The organism is Anaerosphaera aminiphila DSM 21120 (assembly GCF_900129925.1).
GTDB classification, from domain to species: Bacteria; Bacillota; Clostridia; order Tissierellales; family Peptoniphilaceae; genus Anaerosphaera; species Anaerosphaera aminiphila.
Genome location: NZ_FQXI01000012.1, coordinates 53333 through 71148, shown reverse-complemented (window position 1 = coordinate 71148; position 17816 = coordinate 53333). Strand labels below are relative to the sequence as shown.

20 protein-coding genes are annotated in these 17816 nt (G+C 30.8%); 8 read left to right on the top strand and 12 right to left on the bottom strand.

Annotation, left to right across the window (positions count from 1 at the left end; all coding sequences use genetic code 11):
- Positions 1-169 precede the first annotated feature (169 nt).
- Positions 170-925 (bottom strand): copper amine oxidase N-terminal domain-containing protein, encoded by a 756-nt coding sequence (locus BUB47_RS10025; protein WP_073185177.1) that lies wholly within the window; start codon positions 923-925, stop codon positions 170-172.
- Positions 926-1351: 426 nt separating this feature from the next.
- Here BUB47_RS10025 and BUB47_RS07850 point away from each other — a divergent pair, with 426 nt between their 5' ends.
- Positions 1352-1594: a hypothetical protein gene (locus tag BUB47_RS07850; protein ID WP_073185176.1), complete on the top strand. Its 243-nt coding sequence runs from the start codon at positions 1352-1354 to the stop codon at positions 1592-1594.
- A 399-nt stretch (positions 1595-1993) separates the two neighbouring features.
- On the opposite strand, the gene BUB47_RS07845 is transcribed toward BUB47_RS07850, so the two are convergent.
- The 7 genes from BUB47_RS07845 to BUB47_RS07815 form a co-directional block, all read right to left on the bottom strand.
- Complete coding sequence (locus tag BUB47_RS07845; RefSeq protein ID WP_073185175.1) at positions 1994-2188, bottom strand: hypothetical protein; 195 nt, start codon at positions 2186-2188, stop codon at positions 1994-1996.
- Positions 2189-2192: 4 nt separating this feature from the next.
- Positions 2193-2450, bottom strand: coding sequence for a hypothetical protein (locus BUB47_RS07840; RefSeq protein WP_073185174.1), 258 nt, complete (start codon positions 2448-2450; stop codon positions 2193-2195).
- Between the two features lie 19 nt (positions 2451-2469).
- Positions 2470-2871, bottom strand: coding sequence for a DUF6483 family protein (locus BUB47_RS07835; protein ID WP_083529159.1), 402 nt, complete (start codon positions 2869-2871; stop codon positions 2470-2472).
- A 125-nt stretch (positions 2872-2996) separates the two neighbouring features.
- On the bottom strand, positions 2997-3452 hold the full coding sequence (locus tag BUB47_RS07830; RefSeq protein WP_073185172.1) for an aminoacyl-tRNA deacylase: 456 nt from the start codon (positions 3450-3452) through the stop codon (positions 2997-2999).
- Positions 3453-3493: 41 nt separating this feature from the next.
- Entirely contained in the window at positions 3494-4645 is a 1152-nt protein-coding gene (locus tag BUB47_RS07825; RefSeq protein WP_073185171.1) for a TraB/GumN family protein, read from the bottom strand.
- Between the two features lie 135 nt (positions 4646-4780).
- On the bottom strand, positions 4781-5161 hold the full coding sequence (locus tag BUB47_RS07820; protein WP_073185170.1) for a hypothetical protein: 381 nt from the start codon (positions 5159-5161) through the stop codon (positions 4781-4783).
- 160 nt (positions 5162-5321) lie between these two features.
- Positions 5322-5804 (bottom strand): pyridoxamine 5'-phosphate oxidase family protein, encoded by a 483-nt coding sequence (locus tag BUB47_RS07815; protein WP_073185169.1) that lies wholly within the window; start codon positions 5802-5804, stop codon positions 5322-5324.
- A gap of 159 nt (positions 5805-5963) precedes the next feature.
- On the opposite strand from BUB47_RS07815, the gene BUB47_RS07810 reads away from it, so the two are divergent.
- The 4 genes from BUB47_RS07810 (at position 5964) to BUB47_RS07795 (ending at position 8398) form a co-directional block, all read left to right on the top strand.
- On the top strand, positions 5964-6746 hold the full coding sequence (locus BUB47_RS07810; RefSeq protein ID WP_073185168.1) for an aspartate dehydrogenase domain-containing protein: 783 nt from the start codon (positions 5964-5966) through the stop codon (positions 6744-6746).
- An 11-nt stretch (positions 6747-6757) separates the two neighbouring features.
- Positions 6758-7573, top strand: coding sequence for an NAD(P)-dependent oxidoreductase (locus tag BUB47_RS07805; protein WP_083529157.1), 816 nt, complete (start codon positions 6758-6760; stop codon positions 7571-7573).
- 247 nt (positions 7574-7820) lie between these two features.
- Complete coding sequence (locus BUB47_RS07800; protein ID WP_073185167.1) at positions 7821-8045, top strand: hypothetical protein; 225 nt, start codon at positions 7821-7823, stop codon at positions 8043-8045.
- 68 nt (positions 8046-8113) lie between these two features.
- Complete coding sequence (locus tag BUB47_RS07795) at positions 8114-8398, top strand: DUF4491 family protein (RefSeq protein ID WP_073185166.1); 285 nt, start codon at positions 8114-8116, stop codon at positions 8396-8398.
- 63 nt (positions 8399-8461) lie between these two features.
- Here BUB47_RS07795 and panF read toward each other — a convergent pair whose 3' ends face one another.
- Entirely contained in the window at positions 8462-9988 is a 1527-nt protein-coding gene (gene panF, locus BUB47_RS07790; RefSeq protein WP_073185165.1) for a sodium/pantothenate symporter, read from the bottom strand.
- Positions 9985-10317, bottom strand: coding sequence for a YhdT family protein (locus BUB47_RS07785; protein ID WP_073185164.1), 333 nt, complete (start codon positions 10315-10317; stop codon positions 9985-9987). Before BUB47_RS07785 ends, panF begins: the two co-directional genes overlap by 4 nt.
- 259 nt (positions 10318-10576) lie before the next feature.
- On the opposite strand from BUB47_RS07785, the gene BUB47_RS07780 reads away from it, so the two are divergent.
- On the top strand, positions 10577-12145 hold the full coding sequence (locus tag BUB47_RS07780) for a DUF975 family protein (protein WP_073185163.1): 1569 nt from the start codon (positions 10577-10579) through the stop codon (positions 12143-12145).
- 64 nt (positions 12146-12209) lie between these two features.
- Here the strand turns inward: BUB47_RS07780 and BUB47_RS07775 are convergent, their stop codons facing one another.
- Positions 12210-12674 carry a RidA family protein gene (locus BUB47_RS07775; protein ID WP_083529155.1) on the bottom strand — a complete coding sequence of 155 codons (465 nt, stop codon included), beginning with the start codon at positions 12672-12674 and terminating at the stop codon, positions 12210-12212.
- 134 nt (positions 12675-12808) lie between these two features.
- Positions 12809-14812: a YcdB/YcdC domain-containing protein gene (locus BUB47_RS07770; protein WP_073185161.1), complete on the bottom strand. Its 2004-nt coding sequence runs from the start codon at positions 14810-14812 to the stop codon at positions 12809-12811.
- A 115-nt stretch (positions 14813-14927) separates the two neighbouring features.
- Between BUB47_RS07770 and BUB47_RS07765 the strand changes: the two genes are divergently transcribed.
- Entirely contained in the window at positions 14928-16526 is a 1599-nt protein-coding gene (locus BUB47_RS07765) for an ABC-F family ATP-binding cassette domain-containing protein (RefSeq protein WP_073185160.1), read from the top strand.
- Between the two features lie 634 nt (positions 16527-17160).
- Complete coding sequence (locus tag BUB47_RS07760) at positions 17161-17781, top strand: DUF456 domain-containing protein (RefSeq protein ID WP_073185159.1); 621 nt, start codon at positions 17161-17163, stop codon at positions 17779-17781.
- Positions 17782-17816 lie beyond the last annotated feature (35 nt).

The following is a 17816-nucleotide window of genomic DNA, read 5'->3' as shown; positions in this document are numbered from 1 at the left end:
TAAGATTTGCTATAAGAGAAGGCGGAAGAACAGTTGCATCAGGAGTAGTTTCAAAACTTCTTGATTAATTTTAAAAATATAAAGGTAGGTACTTTTTTAAGTATCTACCTTTTTTAGTGTTTTATAATTAGTTATTTAAAATTAAAACTTCTTTGATTAAAAGAGCTAATTAACCACCTGTATAACCTATGATTTTTGTGCCTTCTCTGTCAATATAAAACAAATTATTGTGATATAAATTAGATTCTGACTCTTCTTTATTGTAAGAATTAGAATTGGAATGTGTATATTTAAAGTATTCTCCTAAAGTCATATCCTTGTCTTTTAATATATAGTGATTATTTGAATACACAAGTACAAAATCTTTAGCCTTGATAAAGTATTCTTCTAAATATTGACTCCCATCTGGCATTCTGTGAGGCAACATATCGTGTTTGCTAGTGGTAAAGTATATTGGAAGTGTGGTAGGATTTTCTTTTGTAGATAGTTTGACTGTGTTGTTAGTGGAATCCCAGTTTACATTCATGTGAAGTGCATATCCAATAGCTCTCAAGGGTACAAAAGTCCTGTTGTTTTTAATATTGTAGTTATAGTCAAAATCTCGGCTGAAATTGATACCATCTGAAAATATTCCGAAAGCAGATATATCTATAAGTCTCCCATCAGGAAATTCAAGAGTTATATGGTCTTCTTCATCAGAATGGGCGCCGGCTTCTCTCTTAAAAGAAACTGTAGCTCCAAGAGTTTCGCCAATAGCTCTAATAGGAACCATTGTAGTTCCATTTTTAATATAAGCTTCTACATCAGAGCTGATTTCTTTGCCGTCAATTATAATTTTAATTGGCTGTGTAGCTTTTGAGGTGTTGGGAACTAGTGAAATTAACATCATTAATATAAGAGACAGGCTTATAAATTTCTTTTTCATAATAAATTCTCCTTTTCTATGTACTGTAAGTAATACATAGAGTATATATAAGGCATTGGGAAAAAGCAATTGAGAGAAGAGATGTATTGAAATTACAAATAGTTAATACTATATTATAATATAGTTTAAAATAGCCTTATAGGAGCATTAAATTATGAGAATTATATTGTGTGTTTGCTTTTCTAATAAACCTTTTAATTATATGGTTCAAAGTAAAATCTGCTGTAAACAACCTTATAAAAGAAGAACCTTTTAAAAGTACAATAAAAGATATTATTAGAGAAGTAATTAAAGAGGAAATTATAACAAATAAAACACATAAATCTATAAATATTACTTAACCTAAAAAATTTTGACATAAATAATTTAAAGTGATAATATTCATTTAAGAAGTATGGATTTGTGTAAATAAAAGAGGTGTTAAGCATGGATCTAGGTAGAATAATTATAGGATTGGGAATATTTATCCATAGTTTGTATTCTCTACATAAGAAAAAAGAGAGCAAAGTTTTAATTTTGACTGCTATGGGGTGGTTTATTGCCTTTCACTCCGGGACTATGAATATATTCCAATATTTTAATATGCCACTAAGTTTACTTGTAGGGGCAATCTCTATGTTTTTATTTTTAATTAGTTGTAGTGAATTTATGAAGTTATATAATAAGTAAATAATTTAACTCCCTAGTAAAATGTGAATTAACTAAGGAGTTTTTGTTTTATATTTTTTAAGCACACTTACTATGATTAATATAATGTCTAAAAGAAATATTGCTATGAGAGCTAAGTAATTAAAATGTAGAGTTGGAGGGGGAATTGTTGTATTTAAATTAGTTTCAGGCCGGTAGGAAACTATATCCTATCCCATTAAATACAGTGGCATCACTTTCTAAAGAAGCCATGGCAAAAACATATGTAGAATTTAAAAAATATGTAGCTATAATATCTACTGTAAATATTACAATAAAAATTATTTGAATTATAAATAAAAATTTGACATGCTTTTTCTCATGTTTTCCCCTTAAATAATTAATAAGTTTACCAGAATATAGAATGTACTATAAATTAAGCTAGACATTTTTTGAACTATATTTTTTAATAAAAATAATAACTAAATTAATAGCAGACATTGAAATTAATAGCTCAACAAAGCGAACAAAGTGGTTAGGATTAATTCCAAAATATTGATTAGCAAAGTCTATAATAATTAAAAGTATTGCAGACAATACACTATAAACAAGAAAGGCAGTTAAATATTTATTCATTAAGTTACCTCCAAATTAAAAAGAACAACTCCAACAAAAGAATAAATATCCAAGTAATTGTCAGTGCAAGGCGCTTTTTGGTATTAAAATAAATAGAAGCATTAAGTATTAGTTGGAATATTGCAAATGTAATCCAACCTATCTCTAAAAAGATTCTACCTCTGTGAAATATTAATTCTAAACTAAAAGATATAACTGAAATTATACTAAATAACAAAGTTGAAATATCTACGAGTTTACTTGAAGTACTTTTATTTTCCATATTTTACCTCCTATAAAAACTATTTATTATAATTATCTATATCAAGAGCGCCTAATTCAAATCCATATATTGAACAAATTTCTTTTAATCCCCTTAGTATTTCTTCTCTTGGGAAATTATATTCTCTTAGCTTTTCATTGCTTAAGTTATTTATTTCAGAGTAAAATAAAATTCCTGCATAAAAAGCATTTTTGTCACTTAAATCAGTGTCAATAGAGTCAAAGAGTTTATTTTCAGCTTCGTCAATTTTTCCCTGTGATATTAAATCTTTTAAATTTGAATAGAGGGTGTTTGAGGAAAAGGTAGTTTTTTCAAAGTTTTGTAGCATATCTTCATTTGGTTTTTTCCCTATCATTAAATATATAATAAATGAAACAATTGAATGAACTTGTCGCATTATCCAGTCTTGTTCATAGCCCACTTTAAACATCCTCCTTAAAATTATCTGTATTTAAACAAGTATATCATTTTAATTTAGAATTTAAAAATAAAAACTATGAATCACTTTAGTTTTATAAAAGATTAGGATGATGTGGTTAAAATATATTAATAATCAGCGTTAATAGTATAAATAACATTGTTAAGTTTTTTTACATCTTTAGGGTTAATTTTTAAAGTATACAGCTCATTTCCAGTACCTCCAAAAATGTAGTCATACTTTAATAGTCGCTCATCAAAAATACAGGGCAAGTTTAATCCTACTAGTGGAATAGAACCAATTTTATAACCTGTATTTTCTTCAACAATAGTTTTATCTGCAAATTTTAGTTTAGATAAGTTTAGATATATATTTAGTTTTTTAAAATCAATTCTCTCTGTTGAAGTTGTAATAAGTGATAAAAGTTTACTTTCACTTTCTAAGATTAGTACAGGAGCGGATTTATCTATATCAAAGTACTGTTTTGCATCTTGCAGACTGAGGATGGGGTTTTTGTGTTTTATAATTTTAAAATCAGCATGTTTATCAGTTAGGTATATATTTAAATTTTCAATATCTGGCATTTTTACCTCCGAAGTTAATAAAAAATTTTATATTTATTTTATTATTTTTCGCTATATGGTGTTGTGGCAGGACTATTTTTTATTAATATTGCATATTGTTGTCCTTTGGCAAGGGTTTGTATAGCTTTATCTTCGTCTTTTAAATTTAGTTTAAAGAGGGAAATATCTTTTTCAGTTTTTTTAGCTAATGGTATACCTGAAGCGCTATTTAAGTGTTTGGCTCTTTCCTCAGATTTTCTATTGTGGCTTCTATAATATTCCAGTGATATTGAAGCTACGCCACCACTGTCAGTTCCATATTTTTCAGCTAAGATTTTGCCAACTTTTCCTATACCTATATTATTTGATTCTGACAGAACAGTATGTTCCCCGCCAAAAATAGCAAGACATTTTTTGTTTATACTTTCGTATTTCTCAAGAACATTTTTAGTAAAGTACTGTTCACGTATATCAAAATTATGATCTTTATAAAAATCTATGGCTTGATTTATATTATCTAGTGAAGCCATAAACTCAGGGTAGGATTCACCAAGTAATTCTTTATATTGAGTGTTATACTTTTTAATATTTTTATTTAAATTTTCAATAAATACTTTTCCCTTTTCTCTGTCTAAAGTGGAATTAAGCTGCGTTATATATGTACTAATTTCTTTGGGAATATTGGTATCACTGGGAATTAAAGTTGATAGATAATATAATCCCGCCTCGTTATAAACATGTTCCACATCTACTCCATGTAGGTTTATTTTCTTATTTTCGGGAAGAGTTTTATTTAATTTATAGAGAGATTTATAAAAATTTGCACTTTCATTAGAATATGCAAAAGTTCCCTTTGTGCTTTTCATTACAATGTTTAAAAGTTTTTCATTTCCGGTGTGTATGTATTCGTTCAATAGAGCTCCACTACAGTATCCTGTTTCTATTAATAGATCATTTACATTTTGATATTGATTGAAGTATTTAGCCAATTCAAATTCTGTAATAAAAGTTCCAACTGTACCATGAGTTTCTCCAACCATATAAATGTTGTACTTGTTAAAGTTTTCAGTTTCATCAACAAGCTGACTATTTAAGTAAGTGGTGTCAACACTGGCTATGTAGTTTTTAACCTCATTTTCATTTGAACAACTTGTGAGGAGTAGTGAGGTAATTAATGTTAAGACTGCTAGTAGTTTTGATTTGTATTTAATCATTTTAAATTCCACCTTTCTAAATATATTTATATTTACAAAATTTATATATTTTAAAGATAAAACTTTAAAGTATGCAATAATTATATTCTCAATTTATCTGTTACACAAATTTTAAATTAAACTAATAAACTAATACTATAAAATAGATTGGTATTTTTTAATTATGGGAACTGTAAATATAGTTAGTTGTCCCAATAGGGTAACAACCATGTCCGCACAGTCAAAAGAACTTCCAAAAAATATATCAAATACTATTTCAGAAGTTAAAACTAAAATAAATACAAGGGCGCATATAGCCAAGTGGATTTTATAACTATAGCTCTTCTTAAAAAACTGAACAAACCACTTTAAAAACATAGTAAGACCCCAAGGTGCACCTAAGTTGGGAAGAATGCCAAGAAAAAACATAAAAATACTATTGTCGGAAATATGTAGTGGCCTAAGTAGTACTACAAGTGCCCAAATTGCCAATCCTAAAAAACCAAAAAATTCAACTGTTCCAAATTTTGTTTTCATAATACACCTCTTAGTTAATTTAAATTTAAGTATAGCATTAAATTTAAGGCAAATATTCTATAAACTAAAAGGTTATACATAGTTTAAGTAAAGCTTAGCAATATATTAGGGATTGTATTTCCTTTACAATGACTTAAGTTTAAAAGTTTTTATTTTAGTTTTAACTATTTACAAGTTCAATAGCTTCTTTTCCACTGAGGTGTTCAATTTCAATTTCTACTACACATACATTTAAAAGAGTATCTTCAATTTCTTTAAGGTAGCCTTCTCTATAGTTGGGAGAATATTTTCTAGCTAAAATTTCAAGTGACTTTCTCTTTTCATTTTCATCTTTTAAAATACGTGCTCTTCCAAAGGCAATTACACTTTTAAAATAGGTTGTATATTCTTCCGGAACTATAGTGTCTTTGTCAATGACACAAAAAGAAACTCTTTCATTTCTATTTATAGCATCTATTTTATGACCTGTTTTGGCGCAGTGGAAAATAATTTTGTTGTTGCAATAAGCATAGCTAAGTGGAACTGCATAAGGGTAATTATCATCTCCTGAAGTTGCTAAAACTCCAGATGTTCTACGATTTAATATTTCAATGATCTTCTCAATTGATAAGATTTGTTTCTTACGACGCATTTCTCTAAACATATAAATTCTCCTTTAAATATATTAATTTATTAAATATTATAGCACATTTATTTTAAGAATATATTCCAAAATCAGTAAAGTACTAAATTAAAATTTAGTATCTATAAAAAACAATTTTAATGATATACTATAATATATAAATTAAAGTGGAGGAGTTTTATGAAAAAATTAAAATTGGCATTAGTGGGTTGCGGTTATTTAAGTGAAATAGTTGCTGGTGCTTTAGATAGATATTTACCTGAATACGAACTTGTGGGTGTACTGGGAAGAAATTTTGAAAAAACGGAAGCTTTTGCAAAAAAGTACAATTGCAAAGCTTGTAGTAGCATTGAAGAACTACTATCTTTAAATCCGGATTACACTGCTGAAGCTGCGTCAGTTGAGTCCGTAAAAAACTATGGTGAGAAAATTTTAAAAGGTGGTTCAAATTTTGTAGTGCTTTCAATAGGAGCTTTTGCAGATAGTGATTTCTATGAGCAAATGAAGGGTGTAGCTAGAGAAAATGAAAAGAAAATTTATATAGCAAGTGGAGCTGTTGGGGGTTTTGACGTGCTACGCACAGCTGCTTTAATGAGTCCAATTACTGCATCAATAGGTAGTCAAAAATCTGCGAAGTCACTAAAAAATACACCTCTTTACGAAGAGGACTTGTTAAATGTAAAAGGGAAAAAAGAAGTTTTTAGCGGTACTACAAAAGAAGCTATTAAAATCTTACCAACTCATGTAAATGTGGCAGTGGCAACAGCTCTGGCAAGTGCCGGACCTGAAAATACTAAAATGAACATAGATGTAGTGGAAGATTTTGTGGGAGATGAATTTAAAATAGAAATTCAAGGTGAAGAAGTTAGTACGGATATAAATATTTATTCAAAGACCAGTAAAATTGCAGGGTGGAGTGTAGTTGCAGTTCTTAGAAATATAGTTTCACCTGTTGTATTTTAAGAGGAGGGCATATGTTTAAAAAAATCGTTGCAATAGAGCCTATAAGTTTGGTAAAGTCCGCAGAAGAAAAACTGCACAGCTATGCAGATGAAGTTGTACTATATGAGGACATGCCAAGAGATGATGCTGAAATAATAGAGAGAATTGGAGATGCTGATGGAGTTTTACTTAGTTATACCAGCAGTATTGGAAGAGAAGTTTTAGAAAAGAGTTCAAATATTAAATATATTGGAATGTGTTGCAGTTTATATTCACCTGAAAGTGCCAATGTAGATATATTAACAGCAAATAAAAAGGGCATAGCAGTAACGGGAATTAGAGACTATGGAGACGAAGGCGTTGTAGAATATGTACTAAGCGAACTTATAAGATACCTTCACGGATTTGGCAATAAACAGTGGAAAGAACTACCTCTTGAGCTTACAGATTTAAAAGTCGGAGTTGTTGGACTGGGAACTACCGGTGCTATGATTTCAAGAGGACTTATGGCAATGGGAGCAGATTTATATTACTTTAGCAGAACCAGAAAATCAGAGGAAGAAGAAAAGGGAATAAAATACCTGCCTTTAAATGAACTACTTTCGAAAGTAGACGTGATGATAACTTGCCTTAATAAAAATGTGATTTTAATAAATGAAGAAGAGTTTAAAATATTTGGAAATGGGAAAATCATGTTTAACACATCTATAGGTCCCTCACACGATGTAAGTGCTTTAAAAAAGTGGCTGGAAAGTGGAGATAATGAATTTTTTTGCGATTCGGAGGGAGCTTTGGGAGATGACAGGCTTTTAAATAATCCACATGTAAATTGTATGGGGACATCTTAAGGTAGAACAAAACAAGCTTTTGACAGATTAAGTGAAAAAGTTTTGGAAAACATAGAAGAGTTTTTAAAGGACAATTAAAACTTAAAATTATAAAACAGATCTTTTTATTTAGGTCTGTTTTTTGCTCTTTCAATTAAAATATTTATCTATGGTTATAAATATCTAATATTTAATAATTAAGGTAGTAAATGATATAATAAATAAACAGAGAACTATACTATTTATTTTAAGAGGTATTTAAACACCTATGGGAAACACAGAAATTATAGAAATAATCAGCATATGTGTTTTTGTTATTTCATTAATAGTAGTGGGACAATTAAATATTTATTTAAGGAAAAAGAAAATAAATTTCTCTTATTTCGTAATATATTGTATAAAGACTATGTTTTCAATAATATTAAATTTAGTATCTATTTTGTCAATTGGAGAATTATTTTTCTTAAAAGATGAGGACAATATAGAGAAGTAATAGGAAGCTCTACATATTGTAAAAATTTTAGAGGGTATAGATATAAAATAAATAGTATGATAGGGGGAATGGACTTGAAGGGAGTTCTTATTGGACTTATAACTTTTGGAATAATTGGAATTTTTCATCCAATAGTAATAAAGTCGGAGTATTACTTTGGAGTTAAAATTTGGCCTGTATTTGCCCTAGTTGGGATTGTTTGTGTGGCACTTGGACTTTATATAGAGGATATTTTTTGGTCGGCAATAGTAAGTGTAGTTGGATTTTCAAGTTTTTGGAGTATATTAGAACTTTTTGAACAGCGAGAGCGAGTTCGAAAGGGCTGGTTTCCCAAAAATCCAAAAAAAAAATAAAACAATAATAAAAAGGGCATAGGTTAAATTTAACCTATGCCTTTTTAAAAGCTTATATAGATTTTATGCAATTTCCTTTTCTTCTTTGTAAACACCCCATAGATTTTTAATGATATCAAGAGAAGGTGCAGGTGTAGCAAGTGAAACTACAATGTAAACTACAAATGAAATTATAAGCGGAAGTACAACGGCGTGCATTCCAAGTGGGCGCATTCCCATTATATTAAATGCAATATAACTTCCAACTCCGGTTAAAACTGATGCTATAGCTCCTTTTGCGTTGCCACGTTTCCAATACAGTCCAAGTACTATTGGCCAGATGAATGTACAAATTACACCACCGCTTGAGAATAAGTTTAACCAAACCATTAGCTCAGGTGGGTCAAGTGCTATTAAGAAAACTACAACTCCAATAACTATAGACACAAATAAACTTACTTTTTTAGCTTTTTTAGTATTTGTCTTTAAATCTTTCATTACGTAATTGCTAAGTAAGTCATTTACTATTGAGCCGTTGGCAACAAGTAGTTGTGCAGCAACTGTACCCATTATTGCAGCAAGAGGACCTGATATTACAACTCCTGTCAGCACTTGTGGAAACAGCTCTGTTGCAAGTAGTGGAATAACAAGGTCACCACTTTCAGGAGTTAATCCTAAATTTTTAAGTACAGGTATTCCCATTACACCAACAAGGTGCATTCCCATAAGCAGTATTAGTGAAATAGCCATGCCGTATATTATGCCTTTATTTAAACTTTTAGTGTCCTTATAGGCCATAGCACGAGAAGCTACATTTGGAATTCCCACAATTGCAAAACCTACAAGTATCCAGAAGGAACACAAATAAATTTTTGTCAAATTATTTGCTCCGGTGCCATATGGGGTAAGAAGAGCGGGATTTATTTCTTTAATTTGTTGTACAGCCGGCGCTATTCCACCGGTTGCCTTTAAAACACCATATAGTAATAGAAATGTTCCAGTGAGCATAACTGCTCCTTGAAGTATATCTGTGTAGACAACTCCTCTAAATCCACCTAGAGTAGTATATACTACGACGATAATTGCAAATATAGCTAGAGCTGTTCTATAGTCCAGTCCTATTGAACCTTGAAGGAGTCTAGCAGCGCCTATCCACTGTGCTGAAATTGCAGCTATCATAAAAGCTGTAATTCCAATAGAGGTAAGTAGTACTAGCACATCGCTTTGATACCTTGCTCTTAAGAAGTCGTTAATTGTGTTGGCATGAACTTTACGAGATACTATGGCAAATCTCTTACCAAGTATTAGAAATGCAAAGTATCCGGTGGGCATTTGTGCCATGGCGAGAAATATCCAAGAAAAACCTTCAGTAAATGCAACACCCGGTCCTCCTATAAAACTTCCGGCACTTAAGTAAGTAGAAACTAAAGTAAGCGCAAGTACAAATCCTCCTAAGTCACGTCCACCTGTGAGATAGTCACTTAAAGCATTTCCTGAGGCATCTTTCGCCTTTGACTTGGCAATCATTTTAGAAGCTATAACTCCTACAAAAAATACAAGACAAAAGTAAATAGCTATAGGTAGCAAAACCCATAAATTAAGTTTATTCATTTGGATTGCTCCTCCCTATAGGCTTCTAGTTCTTCTTCTGACAGAGCTTCCAAGCTCATGTGTTTAAGTGCAAATTTAATTACCAAAAGAACTATAATAAATATTACAATTGCTCCTACAACACAACTCATAAAGAACCAATCTGGAAGGCCGAATATATAAGAGTATTCTTCAACGTCTCTATCACCAAGTCCAAAACCCCATAGGTACCACCATAGAAAGTTAAAAGCACCTAGTAAAATTCCTATAATTGCCTCTTTGTTACACTGTGCATACCTTGGATCTTCTTCAAAACCAAGTTTGTTTAATTTAACATTTTCTTTACTCATCTTTTACTGCACCTCTCTTTGAAAAACAATATAATCCCAGAATAAAACAGATAATTGGAATAGTCAACCATACTTATAAAATCTTTATAAAAAGTATAAGCTATATGTTTTTAACTTGTCTACAATTATATTTATAATTTTAAAATTAAAGTGTATAGTAATTAAATTTCGTATTATTTTAGCTTTATATAGAGTTGCAAGGACTACGCTATTTAGTATAGAATTATATGACATAGAAAATTTAAAGGAGTAAATTGATGTGAAGTGGAACAGAAGAGATTTAAAGAGAAATGCAAAAAGTACTATAAAGAGAAATTACATTCAATTTATTATAGTTTGTCTTGTAGTTGCAACAATTGCAGGAGGATATAATTCTTCAAAGTTTAACTTTAAATTGAGGCAGGAGACCAGTAAAATAAAAACACCTTCAATAGTAAATAGTGTACTAAATATTTTAGACAGTGCAGGCGTTGAGACAATTTTTACTGAAGAGGGAGAAGTTATTGAAAAGATTGATACTAAATTTAATTTAAAAAATGCAACTGAGGGAGTTTTTGCAACTATAATTAACAACTCAGGAGCATCAAAGTCTTTTTTAGTTGGATTTTTAAATACGATTAATCAAAGTATATTTCAAAACAAGTTTTTAAATAGTACTATTATGGGAATTGCAACACTTCTAATGCTGGGATTTTGGCTGTTTGTGCAAAATATATTAATTGTGGGGCAATGTAGGTTTTTAATTGAAAACAAGTGTTATAGTGAAACGAAAATTGACAGAATTTTATTTGTATATAGAGTAGATAAGACGCTTAATGTGGCATATATAATGTTTTGTAGATATGTATGTAATGTTTTGTGGTTTTTAACTGTTGCAGGTGGATTTATAAAGTACTACTCATATAGAATGATACCTTACATACTTGCAGAAAACCCTGAAATTTCTAGAAGTGAGGCTTTTAAATTATCAGGTGAAATGATGAAGGGAAATAAGTGGAATGCTTTTAAATTAGATGCGTCTTTTGTATTGTGGCATATATTGTCAATATTTACATTTGGAGTTGTGAGATATTTATATTTAAACCCGTTAATAGGTGCAACTTATTCAGAACTTTACTTTCATTTACGTGAAGAGGCAATAGAAAATAAAACTATTTATAGTGAATACTTAAATGACAAGTACTTGACGAATCCTCCATCAGACACTGTAAAAAATTATCCAATAGAACTTGGTACAATTGCAGAAAAGCACAGAAGAGATTGGTTAAAATTAGACTACGATAGAAAGTACAGTGTAGTTTCATATATATTTATATTTTTTGCAGTTTCTTTTATTGGATGGATATGGGAAGTTTTTTTACATCTATTGCAGTCGGGAGAATTTGTAAACAGGGGAACTCTGCTAGGACCTTGGCTGCCAATATATGGAACAGGCGCATTGTTGATGTTAATACTCTTGAAACCCTTTGTGGAGAAACCTCTTGTGTTATTTCCAAGTGCAGTTGTGCTCTGTGGAATTTTAGAATATTTCACTTCTTGGATGTTGGAAAAGTTGTTTAATGCTTCTTGGTGGGACTATAGCAATGTGTTTTTCAACATAAATGGAAGAGTTTGTCTTGAGGGATTGTTATTTTTTGCAGTTGGAGGATTTTTAATTATTTACTTTATAGCTCCAATTATAGATGAGGCGGAAAATTATATTCCAATGAAGGCAAAGAAAGGTATTTGTGTAATATTAATTTCACTATTTATCTTTGACTTAACTCATAGCTTTAACAATCCTAACACGGGAAAGGGAATTTCCAGTTCTAAGGACAAAAGTAGCTAAAATATAAAATTAAATTAAATAAGTAAATTTAAAAACACCCTTAAAAATATAAAGGGTGTTTAGTTTATTTTAATTCTATTAGAGCTTCTATTTCAACGGGAATATTTCCCGGAAGTACACTTACTCCCACTGCAGAACGAGATGCTAGTGCAACTTCCTCTCCAAATACATCTATTAAAAATGAGGATGCTCCATCTGCAATTTTAGGTTGGTTAAAAAATTCTGTGTCACTGGCTACAAAGCAAGTTAGTTTTACAAATTTTTTAATTTTATTTAAGTCACCAAGAGCTTCATCAAGTTTGGAGATCATATTAATCGCACAAAGTTTTGAAGACTCACATCCCTCTTCTATAGTTAGCTCAGCACCAACTTTTCCAAGATATGGAGAAATACTATTTACATCGGGGCCACAGCCTGATAGATATAGTAGTTTGTCTCCAAAAAAAGTAACAGATGAATAGATTCCAAGTTTTGGAGGAGGGGCAGGGATATTTATATTTAGCTGCTTTAATTTTTCATATACGTTCATAATTGCACTCCTTTCTGTGTGTTTAAGTCTTGTATAGGTAATCATATTATAGATACAGGAGTTTTACAATTAAAAAACCGACCTTCTATTTATTAGATATTAGTCTAATATTAAAGGTCGGCGTAATTTAAGTTTTAATTTAATATATTATAAATTATGTGAAGTGCTTCTTCGTAAGTTATTTCACTGTCGGGACTTGCGCTTTTGCCATCATAAATTGACAGAGAATAAGCCAGATAAAAATAAGCTCTGTCTTCTTTTGCAATACTGGCTTGGTCTGAAAATACAGACTTGTCAAATACGTCTTTGGCATCATTTAGTTTAAAGTAGCGCTCAAAATTCAGTGCCCATCTAATGGCAAGTTTATTTGTAGTATTCTTATCCATATCTTCTTCTTTTAACAACTCATATTGATTGTATTGAATTAGAGATTTAATAGTCTCTATTTCATAGGGCATTGGTCCGGAAATAGAATTTAACAAATAAATATAGTCGCTTACTTTTATTTTTTGATTTAAGTCTTTAACATTTGGCACTCCAATATTTAAAGTTAAAAGATAGTTTATCTCATCTTTGTATTTAGATTTTTCAATATTTTCATATGCTATAGAATCTTCTGTAATGCTTGTACCCAGCTCGTTTAAAAGAGTTCCGTCACTTGCACTAATTATAGGTGCAATATTGTCTTTAAAGGTAAATAGCAACTTTGGCTCGTCTTTTACATAGGCATAGTACTCTTTAAACTCAGAAAATTTAATAGCTGTGTCAAGGGCTTTTTCAGCTCCAATTCCCTTTGAAATCGGTTCAAATTTAACGTCTGAAAAGTTAACATAGTAGTTTTCAACTTTTTTAGTGGAGTTGTTAATTGTAATATTTACTCCGTTTCCCAGAACGTGGTAAGAATTTTCTATTCTTGGAAATTGAACATAAGTTGAGTATTCGTCAGAATTGATTATTGGATTTTTCAAATCTAAATAGTCCAGTTTCTTGCTTAGTTTTTTAGTTAAGTCTTCTGCAATTTTAGTTGCCTCTTCTCTAGGTAGTTCTACACTTTTACGTGTATCCGACGGACTATAGGAATTGTAATTTAAAATCTCAAGAGTTTTAGCATCAACGCCAACTCTGGTTTCACTTGACTCATCACTTGAATAGAGCAAGTCATATGAGTAAATAGAGTTATTGTACTTTCTTAAATCTATAGATTTAAAAGTTGAGCCGGATATATTTAACTTTGATTCAACTTCCTTTTTTGTATCTTCTGTACTTGCCAAGCCCTTAACTGTATCAAGTTCTGCTTTTTCTACATCGGTTAAGGTTGCAGAGTCTGTCTTCTCGTCCATAACAGAAATATCTCCACCCATTCCCCATTTTCCGGATGGAATATTGTAGATGTCATCTTCAATTAATTTGCCGCTTAGTGCATCAATAGCTTTGTGATTTGAAATTTGAGAATAAACAGCAATTGTCTTTGGATTGGTGTATTCATCAACTACTTTATAAGAAAGCACAAAGGGTTCTTTACTATTTAAAACTTCTCTTGCCTTATCCGGTGATATTGCATCAGATTTTTTGGGGAAGCTGCCGTCTTTAAATATGGAAGAAGCGTAAGATTTATTGTAGTCGTTTACTTTTTTGCTTCTCAAGTCAACAGATACACTAATTGAGTCATTTAAAACTAATATGTCATTTACATATCTATTGTAGTTAAAGCTGGCATATCCATTTCTAATATCGATGTTGTACTGTCCAAGTTTATAATTTTTTAATATGTTTTCATCTATATTGTCAACAAAAGTTTTTATTACACTTTCAATATCAGCTTTGTTTTTTAAGAGTATAGGTTCCGTTTCATCCATTATGTAGTTGGAATATGAAATTATATTTCCATCTTTATCTACACTAATGTATAGGCTATCATTTTTATTACTCCAAGTGTAGGAATAAAATTTTGCACCTTGTGGGTTTGTAGATGTGGAAAAATCAAAGTTTTTATACTCATCGGAAATTTCAAACATCTCTTTTAATCTTAAAACTTCTTTTTCGTTAATGGAATCTTTAGTGACCTGTTGGGATGCAAAAGTTTGAAGTGGAGTTACTAACAGAATAACAAAAGAAAACAACAGTGCTAGCTTTTTCACAATATCACCTCTTATTTAGTTTTTGTTTTTAAATTATTGGAATATACTATTATAATTTGTACCCTTTTTTATATTGAATATGCTATAATTACCAAAGAAATTGGAGAGTGAAAAAATGATTAATGTAAATAATTTAAGTGTGTTGTTTCCGGATAAAAAATTATTTGACGATGTAAACTTGACATTTAATCCTGGAAATTGTTACGGGATAATAGGTGCAAATGGAGCTGGAAAGAGTACATTTTTAAAAATACTATCAGGAGAAAAAGATCCATCTGGTGGAAATATATCAATAGATAAAAATTCAAGAATGAGTAAACTAAGTCAGGATCACTATGCATTTGAAGATGAAGTAGTAATAGATACTGTAATAATGGGAAATGAAGAGCTATATAAAATTGGGAAAGAAAAAGATGAAATATATATGAAACCCGACTTTTCCGATGAAGATGGAATGAAAGCGGCTGAACTTGAGGCGGAATTTGCCGAAAAGGGAGGATATGAAGCTGAATCAGAGGCTTCTACTCTATTACAGGGACTGGGAATACCTACAAGTTTACACGATAAAAAGATGAGTGAATTAATAGAGTCAGATAAAGTAAAGGTGCTACTAGCCCAAGCTCTCTTTGGAAATCCTGACATTTTGTTACTAGATGAGCCTACTAACGGTATTGATTTAAGAGCTATTCTCTGGTTACAGGATTTTTTAGCGGACTTTGAGGGAATAGTAATTATAGTTTCTCACGATAGATATTTTTTAAATGAAGTTTGTACTCACATGGTGGATATAGACTTCGGAAAGATAACTATGTTTGTGGGTAACTACGACTTTTGGTATGAGTCTTCACAACTTGCTATGAGAATGGCAAAGGATCAAAACAAAAAGAAAGAAGATAAAATTAAAGAACTTCAAGAATTTGTTCAAAGGTTCTCTGCAAATAAATCTAAATCTAAACAAGCGACAAGTAGAAAAAAACTTCTGGATAAAATTACATTAGATGACATTAGACCATCTTCCAGAAGATATCCTTTCGTTGGATTTAATTTATCTAGAGAAGTTGGAAATGAAATTTTAAATGTAGAGGGACTTACAGTGGACTCTGAAAATGGAAAAATCATAGACAACTTGACCTTTAGAGTAAACAAAGATGATAAAATTGGATTTATAGGTAGTGAAATTGCAATTACAAAGTTCTTTGAAATAATAAACGGAAAAGACGACAACTATACCGGAGAATATAAGTGGGGTCAGACTATAACTCATGACTATTTCCCAAAGGACAACGGAGAATTTTTTGACGGTATAGACTATAACTTAATAGACTGGATGAGACAGTACTCTGAAGAACAATCAGAAATTTTCCTAAGGGGATTTTTGGGTAAGATGTTATTTTCAGGAGATGAAGTACTGAAAAAGGCAAATGTGCTCTCAGGGGGAGAGAGGGTTAGAATGATGTTTTCTAAAATGATGATTAGCCCTGTTAATATGCTGACATTTGACCAACCTACTAATCATTTGGACCTTGAAAGTATTGAAGCTGTAAATAATGGTCTTATGAGCTTTAAGGGAAATATACTATTTACATCTCTGGATCACCAATTTGTATCTTCAGTTGCAAATAGAATAATTGAGTTCTTTGACGACGGAACTTATAGAGATGTATCTATGAACTATGAAGACTATATTGAAAAATTTGTTGTAGAAGAAAAATAAAAATAGATATCAGGAAATAAACTTTTAGAGTGGAAATAGAAATATTTCTACTCTTTTTTGAAGTTTTATCAAAATTTTAATTTAGTCAATAAAACTCATGCAACCTGTTGTCCAAGAGCTTTAGCGATTGGCAACAACAGTCTGCTTGAAGTTTTATCAAAATTTTAATTTAGCTAATAAAACTCGCGGTAAATTCTATTAACCTGCTATCGCTCGTGGAGAATTCTTGCATAAAATTTGGCTAAGGGAGTTGCAATTTTCAACCAAGCCTTTCAGTCTTGGGAAAACCTGATATTGGACCTACAATGAAATCAAAGATTGGTAGTAAATTTCAACCAATCGAACTACGTTCTCTTGGGAAATTCGTACATAAAATCTATAACGGAACTAAAGTTCCTATAGATTGTTATGTTAGGTCTCTGCCGTAGTTTTCATCCAATCGAACTTTGTTCTCTTGGGAAAACCTGACATTGGACCTACAACGAAATCAAAGATTTCTGTTAGGTCTCAAAGTTCCTATAGATTGTTAACAGTAAATATATATTTCAAATGCCACTTATTGTCTATAAACTTGGGTAATAAATATATGTAGATAAAGTTTATCTACGTTGTGTTTTAAACGGGAGTGATATTTGTGATTAGTAAAAATGTATTAGTAGTAGTTTATAAAGATGAAAAGACAAGTTATGAAGTGTTGTCAGAATTAAAAAATCGCTCGGGAATATCGGAAGTACTACAGGCAGGACTTGTAAAAAATGTTAGAGGATCATTAGTAGTTAAAGATGGTTGGACAGTAGATGAAAATGATAATTTGTGGATTGATGGTGGGATAATGGGCGCCTTAGTAGGGATTTTAGGTGGTCCTGTTGGAATGTTACTGGGAACAGGAATAGGAATGGTACTTGGAGAAGTTTCAGATAAAAACGAATTAGATGAGCAATCTGGAATTATAGAGCAAGTGGCAAGTGAATTAAAAGACCAATACATTGCACTAATTTTAATTGCCAAAGAAGAAGATAACTCTGAACTGGACTCTTTCTTTGCAAATTATGGAACTGAAAAAATTATGCGTTGTACTGAGGGTTCTATTTTAGAAGAAATGGAATTAGCTAAAAAAACAGAAACTGAATTGAGAAGAGAAGCTAAGTCTAAAATGAGAAAAGAGAGAAAAAGAGAGAGAAAAGAAGAAAAATTAGAAGAGTGGAATGAAAAAGCAGAAGAACTTCGTGAAAAGATTATAGATGATACAAAATAAAAATAATTACTTACAAGCCTATATAATTAGGCTTG

Coding starts and splice junctions, on each gene's coding strand:
- panF (WP_073185165.1), bottom strand. CDS start 9,988: ATGAATAAACTTAATTTATGGGTTTTGCTACCTATAGCTATTTACTTT.
- BUB47_RS07840 (WP_073185174.1), bottom strand. CDS start 2,450: ATGGAAAATAAAAGTACTTCAAGTAAACTCGTAGATATTTCAACTTTG.
- BUB47_RS07775 (WP_083529155.1), bottom strand. CDS start 12,674: ATGAACGTATATGAAAAATTAAAGCAGCTAAATATAAATATCCCTGCC.
- BUB47_RS07825 (WP_073185171.1), bottom strand. CDS start 4,645: ATGATTAAATACAAATCAAAACTACTAGCAGTCTTAACATTAATTACC.
- BUB47_RS07795 (WP_073185166.1), top strand. CDS start 8,114: ATGGACTTGAAGGGAGTTCTTATTGGACTTATAACTTTTGGAATAATT.
- BUB47_RS07765 (WP_073185160.1), top strand. CDS start 14,928: ATGATTAATGTAAATAATTTAAGTGTGTTGTTTCCGGATAAAAAATTA.
- BUB47_RS07815 (WP_073185169.1), bottom strand. CDS start 5,804: ATGTTTAGAGAAATGCGTCGTAAGAAACAAATCTTATCAATTGAGAAG.
- BUB47_RS07830 (WP_073185172.1), bottom strand. CDS start 3,452: ATGCCAGATATTGAAAATTTAAATATATACCTAACTGATAAACATGCT.
- BUB47_RS07850 (WP_073185176.1), top strand. CDS start 1,352: ATGGATCTAGGTAGAATAATTATAGGATTGGGAATATTTATCCATAGT.
- BUB47_RS07820 (WP_073185170.1), bottom strand. CDS start 5,161: ATGAAAACAAAATTTGGAACAGTTGAATTTTTTGGTTTTTTAGGATTG.
- BUB47_RS07800 (WP_073185167.1), top strand. CDS start 7,821: ATGGGAAACACAGAAATTATAGAAATAATCAGCATATGTGTTTTTGTT.
- BUB47_RS07785 (WP_073185164.1), bottom strand. CDS start 10,317: ATGAGTAAAGAAAATGTTAAATTAAACAAACTTGGTTTTGAAGAAGAT.
- BUB47_RS10025 (WP_073185177.1), bottom strand. CDS start 925: ATGAAAAAGAAATTTATAAGCCTGTCTCTTATATTAATGATGTTAATT.
- BUB47_RS07845 (WP_073185175.1), bottom strand. CDS start 2,188: ATGAATAAATATTTAACTGCCTTTCTTGTTTATAGTGTATTGTCTGCA.
- BUB47_RS07805 (WP_083529157.1), top strand. CDS start 6,758: ATGTTTAAAAAAATCGTTGCAATAGAGCCTATAAGTTTGGTAAAGTCC.
- BUB47_RS07810 (WP_073185168.1), top strand. CDS start 5,964: ATGAAAAAATTAAAATTGGCATTAGTGGGTTGCGGTTATTTAAGTGAA.